The sequence below is a fragment of the Streptococcus thermophilus genome (assembly GCF_010120595.1).
GTDB classification, from domain to species: domain Bacteria; phylum Bacillota; class Bacilli; order Lactobacillales; family Streptococcaceae; genus Streptococcus; species Streptococcus thermophilus.
The window spans coordinates 1,844,289-1,864,731 of record NZ_CP038020.1 but is presented as its reverse complement, the minus strand read 5'-3'; the positions used below and the strand labels follow the sequence as shown (position 1 = coordinate 1,864,731).

The 20,443-nt window shown below is 41.3% G+C and carries 13 protein-coding genes, 2 tRNA genes and 4 pseudogenes; all 19 read left to right on the top strand.

Features of this window, described 5'->3' with window-relative positions; translation table 11 throughout:
• Positions 1–95 precede the first annotated feature (95 nt).
• Positions 96–2,492 (top strand): primosomal protein N', encoded by a 2,397-nt coding sequence (locus E3C75_RS09750; protein ID WP_064355547.1) that lies wholly within the window; start codon positions 96–98, stop codon positions 2,490–2,492.
• 17 nt (positions 2,493–2,509) lie between these two features.
• A complete protein-coding gene (gene fmt, locus E3C75_RS09745) occupies positions 2,510–3,445 on the top strand; it encodes a methionyl-tRNA formyltransferase (protein ID WP_084828976.1) in 936 nt (311 codons plus the stop codon).
• Positions 3,435–4,757, top strand: coding sequence for a 16S rRNA (cytosine(967)-C(5))-methyltransferase RsmB (gene rsmB / locus E3C75_RS09740; RefSeq protein ID WP_111679780.1), 1,323 nt, complete (start codon positions 3,435–3,437; stop codon positions 4,755–4,757). Before fmt ends, rsmB begins: the two co-directional genes overlap by 11 nt.
• A 43-nt stretch (positions 4,758–4,800) precedes the next feature.
• Entirely contained in the window at positions 4,801–5,538 is a 738-nt protein-coding gene (locus E3C75_RS09735) for a Stp1/IreP family PP2C-type Ser/Thr phosphatase (RefSeq protein ID WP_014727615.1), read from the top strand.
• The gene (gene pknB, locus E3C75_RS09730; protein WP_084826071.1) at positions 5,538–7,409 is read left to right on the top strand and encodes a Stk1 family PASTA domain-containing Ser/Thr kinase; all 1,872 of its coding nucleotides are present in this window, start codon (positions 5,538–5,540) and stop codon (positions 7,407–7,409) included. The genes E3C75_RS09735 and pknB overlap by 1 nt, the downstream gene beginning before the upstream one ends.
• Positions 7,410–8,044: 635 nt before the next feature.
• On the top strand, positions 8,045–8,212 hold the full coding sequence (locus E3C75_RS11875) for a potassium channel family protein (RefSeq protein ID WP_014727613.1): 168 nt from the start codon (positions 8,045–8,047) through the stop codon (positions 8,210–8,212).
• Positions 8,213–8,466: 254 nt separating this feature from the next.
• Positions 8,467–9,165 (top strand): cell wall-active antibiotics response protein LiaF, encoded by a 699-nt coding sequence (gene liaF, locus E3C75_RS09720; protein WP_014621793.1) that lies wholly within the window; start codon positions 8,467–8,469, stop codon positions 9,163–9,165.
• A complete protein-coding gene (locus E3C75_RS09715) occupies positions 9,162–10,172 on the top strand; it encodes an envelope stress sensor histidine kinase LiaS (protein ID WP_100262586.1) in 1,011 nt (336 codons plus the stop codon). The genes liaF and E3C75_RS09715 overlap by 4 nt, the downstream gene beginning before the upstream one ends.
• On the top strand, positions 10,162–10,806 hold the full coding sequence (locus E3C75_RS09710; protein WP_002951384.1) for a response regulator transcription factor: 645 nt from the start codon (positions 10,162–10,164) through the stop codon (positions 10,804–10,806). The genes E3C75_RS09715 and E3C75_RS09710 overlap by 11 nt, the downstream gene beginning before the upstream one ends.
• Before the next feature lie 281 nt (positions 10,807–11,087).
• Positions 11,088–11,159, top strand: a tRNA-Gln gene (locus E3C75_RS09705).
• A gap of 29 nt (positions 11,160–11,188) precedes the next feature.
• Positions 11,189–11,260: transfer RNA gene (locus E3C75_RS09700), tRNA-Glu, on the top strand.
• Between the two features lie 215 nt (positions 11,261–11,475).
• Positions 11,476–11,994 (top strand): ribosome maturation factor RimM, encoded by a 519-nt coding sequence (gene rimM / locus E3C75_RS09695; RefSeq protein WP_084828975.1) that lies wholly within the window; start codon positions 11,476–11,478, stop codon positions 11,992–11,994.
• Positions 11,984–12,703 (top strand): tRNA (guanosine(37)-N1)-methyltransferase TrmD, encoded by a 720-nt coding sequence (gene trmD, locus E3C75_RS09690; protein ID WP_011226285.1) that lies wholly within the window; start codon positions 11,984–11,986, stop codon positions 12,701–12,703. Before rimM ends, trmD begins: the two co-directional genes overlap by 11 nt.
• Position 12,704: 1 nt before the next feature.
• Positions 12,705–13,703: an NAD(P)/FAD-dependent oxidoreductase gene (locus tag E3C75_RS09685; RefSeq protein WP_111679664.1), complete on the top strand. Its 999-nt coding sequence runs from the start codon at positions 12,705–12,707 to the stop codon at positions 13,701–13,703.
• A 152-nt stretch (positions 13,704–13,855) separates the two neighbouring features.
• Complete coding sequence (locus E3C75_RS09680) at positions 13,856–16,270, top strand: DNA translocase FtsK (RefSeq protein ID WP_100262588.1); 2,415 nt, start codon at positions 13,856–13,858, stop codon at positions 16,268–16,270.
• 271 nt (positions 16,271–16,541) lie between these two features.
• A pseudogene (pulA, locus tag E3C75_RS12170) lies at positions 16,542–18,797 on the top strand (type I pullulanase).
• 50 nt (positions 18,798–18,847) lie between these two features.
• Positions 18,848–19,132 (top strand): annotated as a pseudogene (locus tag E3C75_RS09670) (1,4-alpha-glucan branching protein GlgB); the annotation flags it as partial.
• Between the two features lie 42 nt (positions 19,133–19,174).
• A pseudogene (locus tag E3C75_RS11315) lies at positions 19,175–20,282 on the top strand (IS3 family transposase); the annotation flags it as partial.
• Positions 20,277–20,396 (top strand): annotated as a pseudogene (locus E3C75_RS09650) (1-phosphofructokinase); the annotation flags it as partial. The pseudogenes E3C75_RS11315 and E3C75_RS09650, both read left to right, overlap by 6 nt.
• Positions 20,397–20,443: the final 47 nt, after the last annotated feature.

Below are 20,443 nucleotides of genomic sequence, written 5' to 3'. Positions count from 1 at the left end.
AGTGTCTCAGCTTCCTTCTTTATGATGCATATCACTTAGCTCAGGATTTCTGGAGTTTAGGAAATCGCTGGACCAAAGGTGAAGAGAGGAGATATATGGTTTTAGTTGCACAAATAATTGTAGATGTTCCTCTAATGCAGACGGACAGGCCTTATAGTTACCTTGTACCAGAATCCATGCAGGGGCAAATTACCATCGGTATGAGGATTCATGTGCCTTTTGGTAAAGGAAATCGTCTCTTGCAAGGGTTTGTTATTGGCTTTGTAGAGCAAGAAAATGTAAGAAATCTGCCGGACTTGAAGCCAATTGCGGAACTTTTGGATTATGAACCAGTCCTTAATCAGGATCAGCTGGATTTGGCTGACCAAATGCGACACACGGTTTTTTCCTATAAGATTTCCATCTTGAAGTCTATGCTTCCGGGTCTCCTTAATTCACAGTATGACAAAGTTATCATGGCAACTGATAAACTGAGCGAAGAGGAGAGGGACATTTTTCTTCAGGGGCGAGACCATATTCTCTTCTCTCAATTGTCGAAAAAACAAGGTCAAGCCATTCCGCGTTTGGTGGGATCTGGTCGCGTAACGGTTGATTACATTGCTAGGGATAAACAAAATATAAAAACGGAGAAACATTATAGTGTTCAAAGAGGCATTTTAGAGACTTTGGATATTTCGCAACGAGCCAAGAAGCGGCTGGAGTTGCGGGACTTCTTGTTAGAAAAGAATGAGCCTGGAAAGTTAGTAGACCTGCATAAACTTTTTTCTCGAGATGTGGTGAAGTTTTTCATTGAGGCTGGAGCTCTAGCCATCACTGAAGTTGAGGTCAATCGTGCTGATAGCTACTTTGAAAAGGTAGAGAAGACGGATTTTCTAGAGCTTAATGCTCAGCAAGCACATGCTGTTGAAGTAATGACAGGTCAGATTGGTCATGGTGGGAAGCCGTTCTTGTTGAAAGGAGTGACGGGGTCAGGTAAGACTGAGGTTTACCTGCATCTTATTGAGAGAACCTTGGCTATGGGAAAAACTGCCATTGTCTTGGTTCCAGAAATTTCTCTGACGCCACAAATGACCAATCGTTTCATCTCCCGTTTTGGTGACTTGGTAGCAATCATGCATTCAGGCTTGTCAGATGGTGAAAAATTTGACGAGTGGCGTAAGGTTAGGTCTGGTCAAGCAAAGGTCGTTGTAGGAGCACGTTCTGCTATCTTTGCTCCCTTGGACAATATTGGAGCAATCATTATCGATGAGGAGCACGAGGCGACCTATAAGCAGGAATCCAATCCTCGCTATCATGCTAGAGATGTGGCCTTGCTTAGGTCCAAAAGCCATGGCGCTATTCTTGTACTTGGTTCAGCCACGCCTTCTATTGAGTCTCGAGCGAGGGCTCAGAAAGGGGTCTACCATTTTTTTGAATTGACGGAGAGGGCCAATCCTAGTGCTAAAATTCCGCAGGTTGAAGTGGTGGACTTTAAGGACTTTGTCGGTAGACAAGAGGCGAGTGATTTTACGCCACCTCTCTTGGAGAAAATCCGAGAGCGATTGGCACGTAAGGAACAAGTCGTTTTGTTGTTGAATCGTCGTGGGTATTCTTCATTTGTCATGTGTCGTGACTGTGGCTATGTGGATGACTGTCCGAACTGTGATATTTCACTGACTTTGCATATGGATACCAAGACCATGAATTGTCACTACTGTGATTTTCAAAAAGCTATTCCTAATGTCTGTCCTAATTGCCAGAGTCGTCAGATTCGCTATTATGGGACTGGGACACAGAAGGCTTATGATCAATTGACGGAACTTTTTCCAGAAGCCAGAGTGATTCGTATGGATGTTGATACTACACGTAAAAAAGGCGCTCACGAGAAACTTTTAGAGACTTTTGGGAGTGGCAAGGCTGATATTCTGCTAGGCACCCAAATGATTGCCAAGGGCTTGGATTTTCCCAATGTTACCTTGGTAGGGGTCTTAAATGCGGATACGTCGCTAAATTTACCAGATTTTCGTTCGGCTGAGCGCACTTTCCAGTTGTTGACTCAGGTGGCTGGTCGTGCTGGTCGTGCGGACAAGGAAGGGGAGGTTATTATTCAGACCTATAACCCTAGTCATTATGCCATTCGTTTTGCTCAGCAACAGGATTATGAGGGATTCTATGCCTATGAGATGGGGATTCGCCGTCAGTTGGCCTACCCGCCATATTTTTATACGGTAGGGATCACTCTTTCCCACAAGGATGAAGAGTTTGTAGTCCGTAAGAGCTATGATGTCATGGCTTGTTTAAGAGAACATTTGTCGGACAAGGTGACTTTCTTGGGACCAACACCAAAACCTATTGCCCGAACACATAACCTTTATCATTATCAGATTATTATCAAATATCGTTTTGAGGATAGCTTGGAAGAGACGCTTAATAGGATCCTTGATATGACACAGGAACCTGAAAATAAGGATCTACGTTTGATTATCGATCATGAGCCTCAGAATTTTACCTAATTTAGAAAAGGAAGAATATGACAAAAATAATATTTATGGGAACGCCGGCCTTTTCAGCGACAGTGCTGGAGGGACTTTTGACAGATGAGCGTTACGACATTGTCGCTGTTGTCACACAGCCAGATCGTGCTGTCGGCCGAAAAAAAGAAATTCGCATGACACCAGTTAAGGAATTAGCCTTGGCGCATGAGTTGCCAATCTATCAGCCTGAAAAATTATCAGGCTCTGAAGAAATGGTCCAACTGATATCACTTGGAGCTGATGGTATTGTTACTGCGGCTTATGGTCAATTTTTGCCAAGCAAATTGCTTGATAGCATGGACTTTGCGGTTAATGTTCACGCATCGCTCTTGCCAAAATATCGTGGTGGTGCACCTATCCATTATGCCATCATCAATGGTGATGCAGAAGCTGGTGTGACCATTATGGAAATGGTCAAGGAAATGGACGCTGGTGACATGGTCAGCCAAAAGGCCTTGCCAATTCTGGACCAAGATAATGTCGGTACTATGTTTGAAAAATTGGCAGTTTTGGGTCGTGACCTCTTGCTTGAAACCTTGCCTGCCTACATTGCAGGAGAAATCAAACCCGTTCCTCAAGATGCCAGTCAGGTAACGTTTTCACCAAACATTAGCCCAGAAGAGGAGCGCCTTGATTGGAATAAGTCGGGTCGTGACATTTTCAATCAAATCCGAGGTATGTATCCATGGCCTGTGGCACACACTCTGCTTAATGGCAAACGTTTCAAAATTTATGAGGGAGACTTAGTAGAAGGACAAGGACAGGCTGGTCATATTATCGAAAAAACTAAGAAGAGTTTGGTCGTTGCGACTGGTCAGGGGGCTATTTCGCTTAAGAGTGTTCAGCCTGAAGGTAAACCTCGTATGGCTATTGCTGATTTCCTTAATGGAGTCGGTCGCAATCTTGAAGTAGGTGATGTCTTTGGCCAATGATTGGAAAAAAACAGCCCGTGGACAGGCACTTGAAGTTTTAGAAGAAGTCTTTCAAGAAGGGGCTTACTCAAATATTGCCCTCAATGCACGTCTGAGCAATTCATGTCTAACAGATAAGGACAAGGCCCTGGTAACGGAAATTGTTTATGGAACTGTTGCCCGTAAGATCACTTTGGAATGGATCTTAGCCCATGTCATTGAGGATCGAGATAAACTTGAAGCTTGGGTCTATGACCTATTGCTTTTGAGTCTTTACCAGTTGGCCTACTTGGATAAGATTCCATCCCATGCGGTGGTTAACGATGCCGTTTCTATTGCCAAAAATCGTGGCAATAAAAAAGGAGCTGAGAAGCTGGTGAATGCAGTTCTTCGCAAACTATCTAGCCAGCCATTGCCAGATCCAAGCAAGATTAAACGTGTCAATAAACGCTATTCTGTTCAATATTCCCTACCTGTATGGTTGGTGAAAAAGCTTATTGAGCAGTATGGGGAAGAGCGAGCCCTTGCTATTTTCCAAAGTCTCTTTGTGAGAAACAAGGCCAGTGTCCGTGTGACGGATGTGTCCCGTATGGAAGAAATTGCGGAGGCCACTGGAGCTGAGCGTTCAGATTTGTCACCAGTTGGGCTTGTTAAGTCTTCGGGTTATTTTGCTGGGACTGATTATTTTAAAGAGGGGTTATTGACCATTCAGGATGAGACTAGTCAGCTAGTTGCACCAACTTTAGCAATTCAAGGTATGGAAGAAATCCTGGATGCTTGTGCGGCACCCGGAGGTAAGACTGTCCATATGGCATCATACTTGACGAGTGGACATGTGACGGCTCTTGACCTTTATGATCATAAGCTTGCTCTTATTAAAGAAAATGCACAACGACTTGGTCTGGCTGATAAGGTTAAAACTCAGAAACTAGATGCTCGTCAGGTGCATCAAGTCTTTCCGACTGCTAGTTTTGACAAGATTCTAGTGGATGCTCCTTGCTCAGGGATCGGTCTCATTCGTCGAAAACCAGACATAAAATACAATAAGGATCTCCAAGACTTTAAATCCCTCAAGTCTGAGCAATTGGATATATTATCCAGTGTTTGTCAAACCCTACGAAAAGGTGGTATAATAACCTACAGTACTTGCACCATCATAGCAGAAGAAAATCAAGAGGTAATTCAGGCCTTTCTTGAGAGCCATCCTGATTTTGAGCAAGTTGCCTTGGATCATCCATGCAAGGACATCGTGGTCAATGGCTATTTGGCTATCACCCCCGAACAGTATCTAACTGATGGTTTTTTTATCGCTCAGTTGCGTAAGAAAGTCTAGGGTTACAGAGGAGGAAACACTGACGCAAGTCAGAAAGAAAATTATGGAAATATCATTATTAACGGACATTGGCCAAAAACGGTCAAACAATCAAGATTTTGTTAATAAATTTGTCAACAAGGCTGGTGTTACACTTGTCATTGTTGCAGATGGAATGGGTGGACACCGTGCTGGAAATATTGCCAGTGAGATGTCAGTATCTGACCTTGGTCGTGACTGGATTAATACTGATCATCGTGAGTTGAGCCATATTCGTGATTGGATGATTGCTGCCATCGATGAAGAAAATCGTAAAATCTATGAGCTTGGTCAAAATGAAGAATATAAAGGAATGGGAACGACTATCGAGGTTCTTGCCTTAGTTGATAATGCTGTGATTTTCGCTCATGTTGGGGATTCACGTATTGCCCTTATCCGTAATGGTGAGTATAAGCAATTAACGAGCGATCACTCCTTGGTCAATGCTCTTATCAAGGCTGGTCAGTTGACAGAAGAAGAAGCTGCAGTTCACCCACAGCGTAATATTATTACGCAATCTATAGGGCAAGCTGCTCCAGTTGAAGCAGATCTTGGTGTTCAACAATTGGAACCGGGAGATTATATTTTGGTCAATTCAGATGGATTGACTAATATGATTTCAATTGAACAGATTATTCATATTGTTAACAGTCCTGGTCTTGTCGAAGAAAAAGCCAGTCGTTTAGTTGCTGCTGCCAATGAAGCCGGTGGTCATGATAATATTACAGTTGCTCTCATCGAAGTAGAAAGTGAGGAAGGATAATGATCCAAGTTGGCAAATTGTTTGCTGGACGTTATCGAATCCTTAAATCTATCGGACGTGGTGGTATGGCGGATGTTTATCTGGCTAACGACCTGATTCTGGATAATGAAAGTGTAGCTATTAAGGTGCTACGTACCAATTATCAAACTGATCAGGTTGCTGTGGCGCGTTTCCAGCGTGAAGCACGTGCCATGACTGAGCTTAGCCATCCGAATATCGTTGCGATTAGAGATATTGGTGAAGAAGACGGTCAGCAGTTCTTGGTGATGGAGTATGTGGATGGTTCGGACTTGAAGAAATTCATTCAAGACCATGCACCATTGTCTAACCAAGATGTTGTGCGTATTATGGGGGAAGTCCTTTCCGCCATGACTCTTGCCCACCAAAAGGGTATTATTCACCGTGACCTTAAGCCACAGAACGTTCTATTAACTAAGGATGGTAGAGCTAAGGTTACAGACTTTGGTATCGCAGTAGCATTTGCTGAAACCAGCCTGACACAAACTAACTCAATGTTGGGGTCAGTCCATTATTTGTCACCAGAACAGGCACGTGGTTCTAAAGCCACTATCCAAAGTGATATCTATGCTATGGGGATTATGCTCTTTGAAATGTTGACAGGGCATATCCCTTTTGATGGCGATAGTGCAGTAACCATTGCACTTCAACATTTCCAAAAGCCCCTGCCATCGATTTTGGCTGAGAACCGTAACGTTCCTCAAGCTTTAGAAAATGTTGTTATTAGAGCAACTGCTAAAAAGCTTGAAAATCGTTACAACAGCACTTTGGAAATGAGTCGCGACCTAGCAACTAGTTTGCATCCTAGTCATAGTCGTGATTCTAAGGTAGTTTTTGATGACATGACGGATACTAAGACCCTGCCAAAGGTCGATTCAGTTCCATCAGTAGGTCCTGAGAAAAAGATTTCTCCTAAACCATCAGAGCCTACACCGGCTCCAAGCAAACAACCGAGGGAAAAAGCTTCTCTATCTAAAAAAAAGAAAAATCTCTTTTTAACTCTACTCAAGGTTTTACTAGGCTTCGTCTTTATAGGAATTATCATTTTTGCCTATCTTGTTTTTACCAATCCTGACAATGTCCAAGTACCAAATGTTGTAGGTCAAGAGTTGTCAACAGCTCAGACGAAACTTGAAAGTGCAGGCTTTAAGGTTGGCGATGTTAAAGAAGTCGAAAATGATTCAGTCAATAAGGGCAAAGTTATCAAGACCGACCCTACAGCTGGGACAATGCGTAAAGAGGGAGCAAGCATTGATGTCTATGTTTCTTCTGGTAGCAAAGGTTTCACTCTGAAAAATTACAAGGGGAAAAATTATAAGGATGCCATTGAGGATTTAACCTCGAATTATGGGGTTTCCGAGGATCAGATCGATATTCAACATGTCGAAGACGATAATGCTAAAGAAGGCGAAATTCTATCTCAAAGTCCGGAGAAAAACAAGTCCTTCAATCCTAAAGATAGTAAGGCAAAAATCAAGTTTCGTGTGGCAACTCCTAAGACTATAACTATGCCTGATGTGACTGGTTTAACTGTCTCGACAGCAGTCCAAACCTTGAATAGTAAAGACATTTCAAGTAGCAGTATTGAGTATCATGACTATAATACTGGTGTTAAGTTGGATAAGAGTAAGGTACCTAGTAATACAGAGGTCCTTTATCAAGATCCTCAAGTTGGTACTGCTGTTGATGGCACAGTGATTCTCTATGTTTCAGTCGTAACTAAGAGTTCAAGTATTCAACAGTCAAGCTCAGCAAGTACGACACAATCGCCGTCATCTACAAGTTCTAGTTCTGAAAGTAGTACAGCTTCTAGTACCGAAACAGCTACAGAAGCTACTCACACAGAGCAATAATGAGTTTGAAAATTTTAGATATAAGAAAAAGAGAGGCTTTCTGACTCTCTTTTTGATTCAATTGCTTGGGGATTTTAAAGTGGCTGCTTGTCAGGAATGGCAGATTCTTTTATAACGAACGCGTCATATAGAGGAGAGGCGTAAATGAGAAACCGTAGAAAACTGAAAAAGGTATATTATTAGCTACGATATTGTCATGACGGTTCTAGCCCTTCTTTTCATAGGGAGAGTAATTTTTTGATTTGGTTGGGTTGATTACTATTGGGTGACATTCTTTTCTATTTATTAATCAGACCATTACCCTTAAATTTGCTTTAGATTATACTATTCGTTTTTCCTTGGCACTTCGGGAGCGGATTTTTGTTAAAACGCATGTGTTGGACTTGTTGACCATTATTTCTTAAAATGTAGTATTCACCTTCCTTTATTTTTCAAGGCTGGAACGCTTTGATCGTTTGGAAAAAATCTCACGTTGAATTGGTCTAAGTAGTAAGTTTAAGCATAATTCAAATCGTATTAATCGTAGAAATGGTTTTCACTTTTTGTTTTCGGCTAATAGTATTATCATCCTTATCAGTAGTAGTATTATTGCCCGTGTGGAGCATCATAATTTTATAGATGATATTTGGTGATCTGTGGCAACAGTTACCACAGTAGGTTACGGGGATATTGTCCCTAAAAACCTCGTAGGTAAGGCAGTTGCTGTTGTGCTCATGTTTAGTGGAATTGCTACTCTGGGGTTGTTGACAGCTCTCTTAATAATATTTTTGTGCGTTCAGGTCGCTAAACTGAACGAAAAATAGCTGAGCTTGAGAAGGAGTTGGCTGAACAACGTGTCATTCTTGAGGAAATCAGAAGTACGGTGCTTGCTATGAGTAGGAAAATGAATAAGAACGACGACTAGGTTTTCTGTAGATTAAAGATTGTGCTTCCTATGATGGGGGTGCTTTTTTGTCGCTATCTCGTATAGCCAGTAATCTCTCGAAATAGTCCTCTTTGTCAATTAGTCCAAAATTTGATAGAATGAACCCTGTATACTTTTATTTGAGAGGTCCTTATGACCAAATTTAATTTTTTCTTAGTGGTGGAGGCTCTTCTTTTAACTCTAGGCTTAATCACCATCTTTAATAATGATATTATCCGTTTTATTTTCATACTGGTTTTAACCTCGTTGGCCGTTCGCTTTTTTAACAAGGAGTCCAAGAGCGACTTTGTCTTGACGATCTGCTTGATTTCACTTTTTTTGGTTTCCATGTGGAATATCTATGTGGTTCTTGCTATCTTAGTGGGTGTGGCCTATGTCATGATTAATCATTTTTCACAGGTCAAGAAAAAGAATCGCTACGCTCTCATTCAATTTAAGGAAGATGACTTGAATCCACAGGCTGTGCGAAATCAGTGGATTGGAACTCGTATGGAACCCGTAAGTGATCGCTATGACTTTGATGATATTAATATTATCCGTTTCTTTGGGACAGATGTGATTGATTTGACCCAGGTTATCGTTTCAGGTCGAGAAAATGTCGTCATTTTACAGAAACTTTATGGACCAACGACAATCTTGGTACCAATTGATATTTCCGTTAAGTTGAATATATCAGCTATCTATAGCTCTGTGACCTTCTTTGATGAAGATGAATACGACCTCCGTTACGAAAGCTTGACCTTACAGGGGGCAGAGTATGAGCATGCCCATCGAACGCTTAAATTGATTCTCAATGTGGGAGCTGGACCAGTGGAGGTACGTCGTAAATGAAGAAACAGTACCTATTTTTAATCCTAACTTATTCAGTTGTTGTTTTAATTGGGGTTACCCTTGTGGTTATGGATAGCTTTAACCTCAACTTTTCACTGGTTTTCGGTAGTATCTCTCAGGTATTTCACTTCCTTTTTAACATGTTTTTTGTGGTTCTGAGTTTGCTCATTTTGCTGTATATTCTTTGGGCCATTGCAAATGATAATAGTATGCGTTCGGTCAATCAAGACTTGCGTCGTATTATCAATAACCAACCTGTCAAACGTCAGGGAGATAGTGAGTTGGACAAGAATATGATGCGTCTATCTCATAAAATGCGTAAATTGACCAAGGATCTGCAAAAAACGGAAAATGCTCAGGCTTTGAAAAGTCGTGATATTATTAAGAAAGAGCGAGGTCGCATTGCTCGAGATCTTCACGATACCGTTAGCCAGGAGCTTTTTGCGGCTAGTATGATTCTATCTGGTGTTTCTCAGATGGTGGACCAGCTAAGTAAGGAAGATTTACATCATCAGATTCAGGCAGTCGAGGCCTTGCTGACTGATGCTCAAAATGATATGCGTGTCTTGCTTTTGCACCTTCGTCCGACAGAACTTGAGAACAAGACTTTACAGGAAGGCTTGCAGATGATTCTTAAAGAATTAACTGATAAATCCAATATCCGTATTGTCTATAAGGATATGGTTAAGAAAGTGCCTAAGCGTATTGAAGATAATCTCTTTAGGATTGCCCAAGAGTTTATCTCTAATACCCTTAAGCACGCCAAGGCCAGCCAAATAGAGGTCTACCTCTATCAAAATAGTCAGGAAATTCAGTTAAAAATGCTAGATAATGGTGTTGGTTTTGATTTGAATGCCTCGACTGACGAGATGAGATATGGACTAAAAAATATCCAAGAGCGTGTTGATGAAATGGCGGGAACTGTGCAGTTCCTATCAGCTAAAGGTAAAGGGACGTCTATTGATGTTCGTGTGCCAGTATTAAGAGGAGAAGACAATGTCGAATAAGATTAATGTAATTTTGGTAGATGACCATGAAATGGTTCGTTTAGGCCTTAAGAGTTTCTTGAATCTCCAAGGAGATGTAGAAGTGGTTGGAGAGGCAGAAAACGGCCGTGAGGGTGTCGATCTTGCCCTGGAGCTACGACCAGATGTCGTTGTTATGGACCTTGTTATGCCTGAGCTAGATGGTGTTCAGGCGACTTTGGAATTGCTCAAAGAATGGCCTGAAGCTAAGATTCTAGTTTTGACCAGCTATTTGGATAATGAAAAAATTTATCCAGTCATTGAAGCTGGCGCCAAAGGCTATATGCTTAAAACGAGCAGTGCAGCAGAGATTCTAAATAGTATCCGTAAGGTTTACCGTGGAGAGGAAGCTATCGAAACTGAGGTAGACAATAAGATTAAATACCACGATAGTCACCCGAACTTACATGATGACTTGACCGCGCGCGAACGTGATATCTTAGCCCTCCTAGCTAAAGGCTATGACAATCAAACCATTGCTAACGAACTTTTTATTTCTTTAAAAACCGTCAAGACTCATGTGTCTAATATCCTTGGGAAATTAAATGTTGATGACCGTACTCAGGCTGTAGTTTATGCCTTTAGACATCATCTGGTTTCACAGGATGATGAATAAATCTATTTTAGGAGTTGGAAAAGGTTAATTATGGCTGTGCAAATTATCTCTTATTTTACGAGTCAAAGTGTTTGACTTTATTTCTAGCAACATATATAATTAGTCTGTCCTAAAACTTTTTTTCATATGAGGTTTCTTCAACCTCGAATCATCATCTAAGGTCACTTATATGATAAAATCTCCTAACTCCTAGCAATCGGTTATGCCGATTGTTTTTTTGAAAAAAGTTAATAAAGGTATTGACAGCCTCCTGATTTTTCTGTAGAATAATAAGAGTCTTTTGGGGTATAGCCAAGCGGTAAGGCAAGGGACTTTGACTCCCTCATGCGTTGGTTCGAATCCAGCTACCCCAGTTCTATCTGAGGGTAGAGATACAGATTATGGTCCGTTGGTCAAGGGGTTAAGACACCGCCTTTTCACGGCGGTAACACGGGTTCGAATCCCGTACGGACTATAAGCTCCAGCTAGAGAAAGCTGGTTTTTTTGTGTGCTTTTTGATAAAATAGAGGGGTTGAATGGTCTAATCCAGACATTTTATATCGCTTTGAAATGAAGAATAATAAAAATCTAACCTGGTTTAAAATGTGCGTTTTGAGATAGCCGTCATGGGCTACTTGATAATTCGTTGACTCATGGTTTGATTTGAATAAGAAATAATAAGGAAGTTGAATGACATATTATAACGTTGGAAAGATTGTAAATACACAGGGATTGCAGGGTGAACTTCGTGTTTTGTCTGTAACAGATTTTACGGACGAACGTTTTAAGAAGAAGAGTGTACTAGCTCTTTTTGATGACAAAGATAATTACATCATGGATGTTGAGGTTGCGAGTCACCGTAAGCATAAGAACTTTGATATTGTTAAGTTTAAAGGTCTTTACCATATCAATGATGTAGAAAAGTATAAGGGCTGTAGCCTAAAGATTGCTGAGGAAAATCTAACAGATCTTGATGACGGTGAATTTTACTATCATGAAATCATTGGTCTTGATGTCTATGAGGGTAATACGCTAATCGGTCAGGTTAAAGAGATTCTCCAACCGGGTGCTAATGATGTTTGGGTAGTGAAACGTAAAGGGAAAAAAGACCTGCTCTTGCCATATATTCCACCAGTTGTTCTTGATGTTGACGTCACAGCCGGTCGTATTGAGGTTGAGCTCATGGAAGGATTAGACGATGAAGATTGATATCTTGACTCTATTTCCAGATATGTTTGCTCCTTTGGAACACTCCATTGTTGGTAAGGCAAAGGACAAGGGCATCCTAGAAATCAACTATCACAATTTCCGTGACAATGCGGAGAAGGCACGTCATGTAGATGATGAACCCTATGGTGGTGGACAAGGCATGTTGTTACGTGCTCAGCCAATTTTCGATACCTTTGATAAATTAAATGTGACTAAGCCTCGCGTTATTCTCCTAGATCCTGCAGGTCGTACCTTCAATCAGGCCTATGCTGAGGAATTGGCGCAAGAAGAGGAATTAGTTTTTATCTGTGGCCATTATGAGGGCTATGATGAGCGTATCAAAACTTTAGTGACTGACGAAATATCACTAGGAGACTTTGTCTTGACTGGTGGAGAGCTAGCCGCTATGACTATTGTAGATGCCACTGTCCGCTTGATTCCTGAGGTTTTAGGCAAGGAAGCCAGTCACAAGGATGATAGTTTCTCATCAGGTCTTTTGGAGTTCCCACAGTACACTCGCCCAGCTGAATTTCGTGGCATGAAGGTGCCAGATGTACTCTTGTCGGGCCATCATGTTAATATTCGACGTTGGCGTATGGAGCAGAGCTTGCGAAAGACTTGGGAGCGTAGACCTGACCTCTTGGAAAACTATGATTTTACAGACGAAGAACGTCAGATTTTAGAAGAGATAAAATCAGAAGGAAAATAAAATGTCAGAAGAAAAGATATACGATATTACTATTATCGGTGGTGGACCAGTCGGCCTTTGGGCCGCCTTTTATGCCGGCCTACGTGGTATGACTGTGAATATTATCGAGAGTTTGTCAGAGCTTGGTGGTCAGCCTGCCGTTCTCTACCCAGAAAAGAAAATCTATGATATCCCAGCCTTTCCTCAGACGACAGGTGCCGAATTGACAGAAAATCTCTTGATCCAGCTTAAGCGTTTTGAAGATCGTGTCAGCATTCACTTAAAAGAGGAAGTTCAAACTTTTGAAAAAACAGATGGTATCTTCACAATCGCTACTAGCAAGGGTCAACACTTGTCCAAGGCTATCGTCATTGCTTGTGGAAATGGTGCTTTTGCTCCACGTCCTTTAGGTGTGGACAATGAAGAAGATTTTGCGAACAATAACTTGTTATATAATGTGCATAGTCTGGACCAATTTGCTGGCAAGAAGGTTGTGATTGCTGGTGGCGGTGATTCAGCTGTTGACTGGGCCAATCACTTGGATGGTGTTGCTGAGAGTGTGACCTTGATTCACCGTCGTGATGCCTTTCGTGCCCATGAGCATAGTGTGGAGCTTCTTTATCAATCATCAGTTAATGTGATGACACCTTATGTCCCCCTCGAAATTAAGGGTGAAAATGGTCATGCTCAAAGCTTGACTGTTCAGAGAGTTAAGTCGGATGAAGTTGTAGAATTGCCAATCGATGCCCTCGTTGTTAGCTTTGGTTTCTCTACTAATAACAAGAATCTTCGTAACTGGAATGTCGACTACAAACGTTCTAGTATTACTGTTAATGCTCAGTTTGAAACTTCACAAGAAGGTGTCTATGCTATTGGTGGTGCGGCAGAATATGATGGTAAGATTGATTTGATTGCGGTTGGTATGGGTGAAGCTCCTATTGCTATCAACCAAGCTATTCAATATATTGAACCAGACGGTAAGAATCGTCCGGTTCACTCAACATCATTAATTGAAGAATAATTAAAAAAAGAAGAGATAAGTCACTCGAAGTGGGCGAACAGGGAGATTTTCTACTATTACCTTAGGAAAGTCTCAAAAGATGACCTTGTCTTCAATCTTAAGAGAGACTCGTCTCTCTTTTTTCGTGTCTAAAAACATGGTATAATACATTTATGGCTACAACGAAAAAAATGAAAAAAGGGGCGGCTTCTAAGAGTGGTAAGAAGCGTCTCACAAAAGCAGAATTAGACAGACAGAAGGCGATTAAGCGAATGCTATGGACCTTCTTTTTTGCCTTTGTCTTAATTTTCCCAGTTTTTCGATTGGGTTTCTTTGGGATTACACTATATAATCTCTTTCGAGTGTTCGTGGGGAGTATGGCTTATCTCTTGATTTTTGCCATCTATATCTATCTCTTTGGTTTTAAATGGTTACGGAAACATAGTAACTACGTGACTGGATTTTGGATGGTCTTTGCAGGTCTTCTACTCGAGTTTCACGCCTATCTCTTTAGTCTAGAACGCATGGATGGGCTAGATATTTTTCCGGGGACTAAGGATTTGCTTTTTGGGGATTTGGTGAGTGTTCAGGTGGCTCGTTTTGCGGGTGGTGGTATGTTGGGTGCACTCTTGTACAAGCCTATTTCCTTCCTCTTTTCAAATATTGGTAGCTTCATGATTGGGGGCTTGATTATTCTATTGGGTGCTTTCATTTTTAGTCCTTGGGATGTTTTAGATATCATGGATTATGCAAAAGACATCTGGCAGAGAGGTGCCAAGAAGCATTTGGAACGAACGGCCAAACGTCTGGAGAAGAAGGCGGAACGTCAGGCTAAGAAAGAGCGTGAAGCGCAAGAACGTGCCGAGAAAGAGCGTCTGGCCGATTTGATTGTCGACGAGGAAACGGGTGAAATCTTGGACGATGCTTCAGAAGAGTTACCACAAGAAGCCGAGATTTTTGAACCTGAACCTGAAATCAGTGATTATGCCTCTGAGGATTACTATGATAATCCGCCTCCAGGGGATCGTGAGGATTTCCAAGATAGTTATGTTCCCTATCCGGAGGAATTGCCAACCGAAGAATTCCCACCATCTATGGTGGTTGAGGGAGATGATGCTCCTGTTGAGGTTGATTTTACACCGAAGGAACTCCTACAGTATAAACTTCCTGATATAGATCTCTTTGCACCTGATAAACCAAAGAGTCAGTCTAAAGAGAAAAATATCGTTCGTAAGAACATCCGAATCTTAGAAGATACCTTCAAAAGTTTCAACATTGATGTCAAGGTTGAGCGGGCTGAGATTGGACCGTCTGTAACCAAGTATGAGGTCAAGCCTGCTGTTGGGGTCCGAGTCAATCGTATCTCTAATTTAGCGGATGACTTGGCTCTGGCTCTTGCTGCAAAAGATGTCCGTATTGAGGCACCTATACCTGGAAAATCTTTGGTTGGTATCGAAGTACCTAATTTCGAGATAGCAACAGTTTCTTTCCGTGAACTTTGGGAACAGTCTAAGACGGATCCTAATAAGCTCTTGGAAGTTCCTCTTGGTAAGGCGGTTGATGGTTCGGCTCGTAGCTTTGACCTAGGTCGTATGCCTCACTTGTTAGTGGCTGGATCAACTGGTTCTGGTAAATCTGTTGCGGTTAATGGAATCATCTCTAGTATTCTGATGAAGGCTCGCCCAGACCAGGTTAAGTTCCTCATGGTCGACCCTAAGATGGTTGAACTTTCTGTTTACAACGATATTCCTCATCTCCTTATTCCTGTGGTGACCAATCCACGTAAGGCCGCCAAGGCTCTTCAAAAAGTAGTTGATGAGATGGAAAATCGTTACGAACTCTTTAGTAAGTTTGGCGTGCGTAACATCGCAGGCTATAATTCCAAGGTTGAGGACTGGAATGCCAAGTCGCAAGAGAAACAGATTCCCTTGCCTTTGATTGTGGTTATCGTTGATGAGTTGGCTGATTTGATGATGGTGGCCAGTAAGGAAGTGGAAGATGCCATTATCCGTCTGGGACAAAAGGCACGCGCGGCTGGAATTCACATGATTCTTGCAACCCAACGTCCATCAGTTGATGTTATCTCTGGCTTGATTAAGGCCAATGTGCCATCTCGTGTGGCCTTTGCTGTGTCTTCTGGAACAGATAGTCGTACCATTTTAGATGAAAATGGGGCAGAAAAACTACTTGGACGCGGGGATATGCTTTTCAAACCGATTGATGAGAATCATCCTGTTCGTTTGCAAGGGTCCTTCATTTCAGATGATGACGTGGAACGTATTGTGTCCTTTATTAAGGGGCAGGCTTCAGCTAACTATGACGAGAGCTTTGATCCTGGTGAAGTTTCAGAGAATGATTTTGGTAGTGGTTCATCCACTAATAGTGGTAGCTTGGAAGGAGATCCTCTCTTCGAAGAAGCGAAAGCATTGGTATTGGAAACACAAAAAGCTAGCGCTTCCATGCTTCAGCGTCGTCTGTCGGTCGGATTTAACCGTGCTACTCGCTTGATGGAAGAACTAGAAGAAGCCGGAGTGATTGGACCTGCTGAAGGCACTAAGCCACGTAAGGTTTTGATGACTCAAGAGTGATGATAGGAAAAGTACTACCCACCATTTACATATGTTTTAAATATAATAAAAGGATGAGAGAGTAACTGTTTCGGCGCAAATTTTCTCATTCTTTTTTTTATGTTCAAAATAGACCAAAAAATTGCAAAACATCCCATAAGAACGCTTACAAAACGAACATTTTCTTCTATAATAGTAGAAAAAGTGAGTAATAAAAACTAAGGAGTAAAAAAATGACAATTTATTAACCGTTCATTTTCATAGTATGCATGGCGACTATTCCCGATACAGTATGTGGAAGTGGCTAGATTGTTATTGGGGCGAAGAGGCCCATTTTTCACGTGAGGATGATTTTGGCCTTGTTGGTCAGGTTACTTCTCCCTCCAATCGTTTTATTGATTCTGTCAATCTTTTGGTCAAAACGGAAGACTGGTCGAGGCAAACACATGATTATCGTGTCCGACGCTTCCTAGGGGGTGCTCCCAATGCTATTTGGATAGTTGAAGGTGATCCAACGGTTTATTATTCTAAACAGGCAGCCTTGACTAGCCATAGTTTTGAGGGTCGCGATCAGCATGCCTTTGATATGGCTCTTCGTAGACAGGAATTTGACCAGAAGTGGGGTTTTCAAGGCTGGTTAGGGCATAAGTATGAAAGAGGGGCGACAGAGTTTCGCCTTTGGTCACCCCTAGCTCGTTGTGTGCAGCTCTTACTTTTTAAAAAGGGGAGTAAAAATCCTAAGGTCATTAAGATGAGTCGAGGAAACAGTGTCAATAAGGACCGTCATGAGATGAATACTCAGGGTGTTTGGAGTGCCACTGTCAAAAAGCATCTAGATGGGGTAGCTTACCAGTTTCGTGTTTATCATGAGGAAAGCTTCTATCAGGATACGAGAGATCCTTATAGAATCGCACTTAGTTTAGATAATAAAAAAGTTTGGTGGTCGATCCTAAACGACTTGTCCCACGAGGATATGAAAAGGTTACCAAACAAAAAGCGAGTTGGCGTAAGCCAAATGCTTGCTCATCCGTTATCTGTGAGATGCACATCCGTGATTTCTCAATTTCAGAGACGTCTGGTGTTAAGAAATCCTATAGAGGAACCTATCTAGGTGCCTGTCAGAAAGTGACAAAAAATGACAAGGGAGATGTGACTGGCTTTGATTACCTCAAACTCATGGGCTACAACTATGTCCAGTTGCAACCGGTCTTTGATCACCATAAAACCTACGATAAAGATGGGAAGCTTCTCTACAACTGGGGGGATGACCCTTAGAATTATAATGTCCCGGATCGTCAGTTTGCTGCTGATCAAAAGAATCCCGTGGCACCAATTTTAGAGCTTAATAAAATGATTCAGACCTACCATGAGGCAGGAATAGGGGGTCATCATGGATGTGGTATATAACCATACTTACTCATCTTACAGCTCTACCTTCCAACTATCTGTGCCGGCTTATTACTACCGTATGCATGACAATGGGTCTTTCCAAGACGGGTCAGGATGTGGAAATGAAACAGCCAGTGAAAAGGAAATGTACCGTAAGTATATGATTGATTTTTTGACCTATTGGGCAGAAGAATTTGGAGTGGATGGTTTCCGTTTTGACCTTATGGGCTTGCATGATGTTGCTACTATGAATGCCATTCGTTCGGCCATGGATGATATTGATCCTAGGATTCTTCTATATGGTGAAAGATGGGATATGGGAATTGATCTTCCTGTAGACCAAAAGGCCAAGAAGGATAATGCAGCCTCGATGCCTAGAATCGGATTTTTCAATGATAATGCGCGTGACGCGGTCAAGGGAGCAGAGGTCTATGGGTACATCAGTAATGGCTATGTGTCTGGAGCCCCATTGGAAGACTAGATTGCCAAGAGCCTGCTTGGTAGCCGTGGTTTTTTAAACTACCTCATGCCAGGTCAGGGCCTCAACTATATTGAAGCTCATGACAATTACAATTTGAATGATCTTATGCATCATTTGCATCCACATGATTCGCCAGAAGATATTGAAAAACGTATCTACTTGGCAAATGCTCTTAATCTAAGTATGCAAGGGATGTGTTTCATGCAGTTGGGACAAGAATTCCAGCGTAGTAAGATGGTTGCAACAGGTGGAGATGGAAATTACACAGAAGAAGATGTTAAGCGTGCTATGAATAGCTACAATGCCCCTGATGAAGTAAATAGGGTGGATTGGAATCAGGTGACTCTTAAGAAAGAATTGATTGATAAAATTGCCAAATTAATTGAACGCAAGCGAACAGTAGCAGAATTTTCATATCGTTCATATGCGGATATATATGATAATCTCTATGTCGCAAAAGCGGAGTACGATTCAGGTATTGTTGAATTACACATTTCTGGAAAATTACGTAAGACTTTTGTGTTCAATAATATGAAAAAAAGATTTGGAGATTTACTGGCGAGACAGTCAAAAAATGTTATAATACAGAAAACGTTTACACAATCAGTTTTATTCACTCGTGAGCCCGATCAATCTGAAGGGTTTTCTAGTGTATTTACATATATTTCAATGTTTTAATTTCTTGATAGTTAGATCTATCAAGGCTAGTTTTAGGAAGGAGTGATGGTATGAATCTCGATGAAGCCATGTAAACGTTTGGAACAGGTGAGAACTTCCACCTTCAGAATCATCTGGGTGTGCATTAATTGGAGAGATAAGAAGGATTTGTCTTCCGTGTGTGGGCCCCTCATGCTGAGCAGATTCAGGTAATTGGAGATTTCACAGGTTGGTTTGATGAACCTCTGGATATGACCAAAAACCATATCGGTGTTTGGGAGGTAAGTTCAGCCCTTCCTGAAGAAGGGCAAGTTTATAAGTTCTTGGTGAAACGTAAAGGTGATGTTATCCTTAAATCTTAGAGTCACTATTGTATAATTTAGACAAAGGACAAAAACATGAAAAAACGCTATTCAAAAGAATTTAAAGAAACCCTTATCGCCTTCTATCATTCTGGTCAATCCGTCACCCAGCTGTCTAAAGAATACGACGTGGCCCCTGCAACAATTTATAAATGGATAGACCTCTGCTCTAAATCTAATGAAAGCTCCGTCTCTAAAGCTGATTTTCTAGAATTAAAAAGACAACTGGCTAAAGTTAAGGAAGAACGAGACATCTTAAAAAAAGTATTGACCATATTCGCCGAGAAAAAGAAGTGAGTGCTGCGGATATGGCTCAAACCATACAAACTTTAGCACTCAATGTCAGACTAAGCTGTCAACTCCTTGATGTTCCTGAATCAAGTTATTATGAACGGATTAACCGACATCCATCTAAAACTCAATTAAGGAGACAATACCTGTCACTCAAAATTTCTCAACTCTTCAATGCTAACCGAGGAATCTATGGTGCTCCTAAAATTCATCATCCTCTACTTAAACAAGGGGAAAAAGTCGGGTTAAAACTCGTACAGAAGCTAATGAAGCAACTTCAACTCAAGTCTGTAGTCATTAAGAAATTTAAGCCTGGATACTCACTAAGTGATCACATCAATCAAAAAAATCTCATACAGACTGAACCTACAAAGAAAAATAAGGTTTGGTCAACCGACATTACTTATATTCCTACTCAACAAGGATAGGCTTATCTCTCAACCATTATAGATCGTTATACTAAAAAAGTCATTGCTTGGGATTTGGGCAAGCGAATGACTGTAGAATTAGTGCAAAGAACTTTAAATAAGGCCATTAAATCACAAGACTATCCAGAAGCTGTTATTCTTCATTCTGACCAAGGAAGCCAGTATACGAGTCTAGAGTATGAAGAGTTGCTTAAGTATTATGGGATGACTCACTCTTTCAGTCGAAGGGGACACCCTTATCATATGCCAGTCTTGAATCTTGGCATGGACATTTAAAAAGAGAGTGGGTGTATCAATTTAAATATAAGAACTTTGAAGAAGCCTATCAGAGTATTTTCTGGTACATCGAAGCCTTTTATAATTCAAAACGAATCCATCAAAGTTTAGGGTATCTTACACCTAATCAATTTGAAAAGGTAAGTGCCGATGATGTGGTTGTTTTTGCTGGATCAGCACCAAGCAATCTTGGAAACAAGGTCTATAACAAATTGATTCCACTAGTGCGTGAAACTGGTGCACAGGTTGTCTGTGACTTTGAAATAAATTTATGCTTTTGGTGAATAAATTTATTTCAAAGTCAAATACT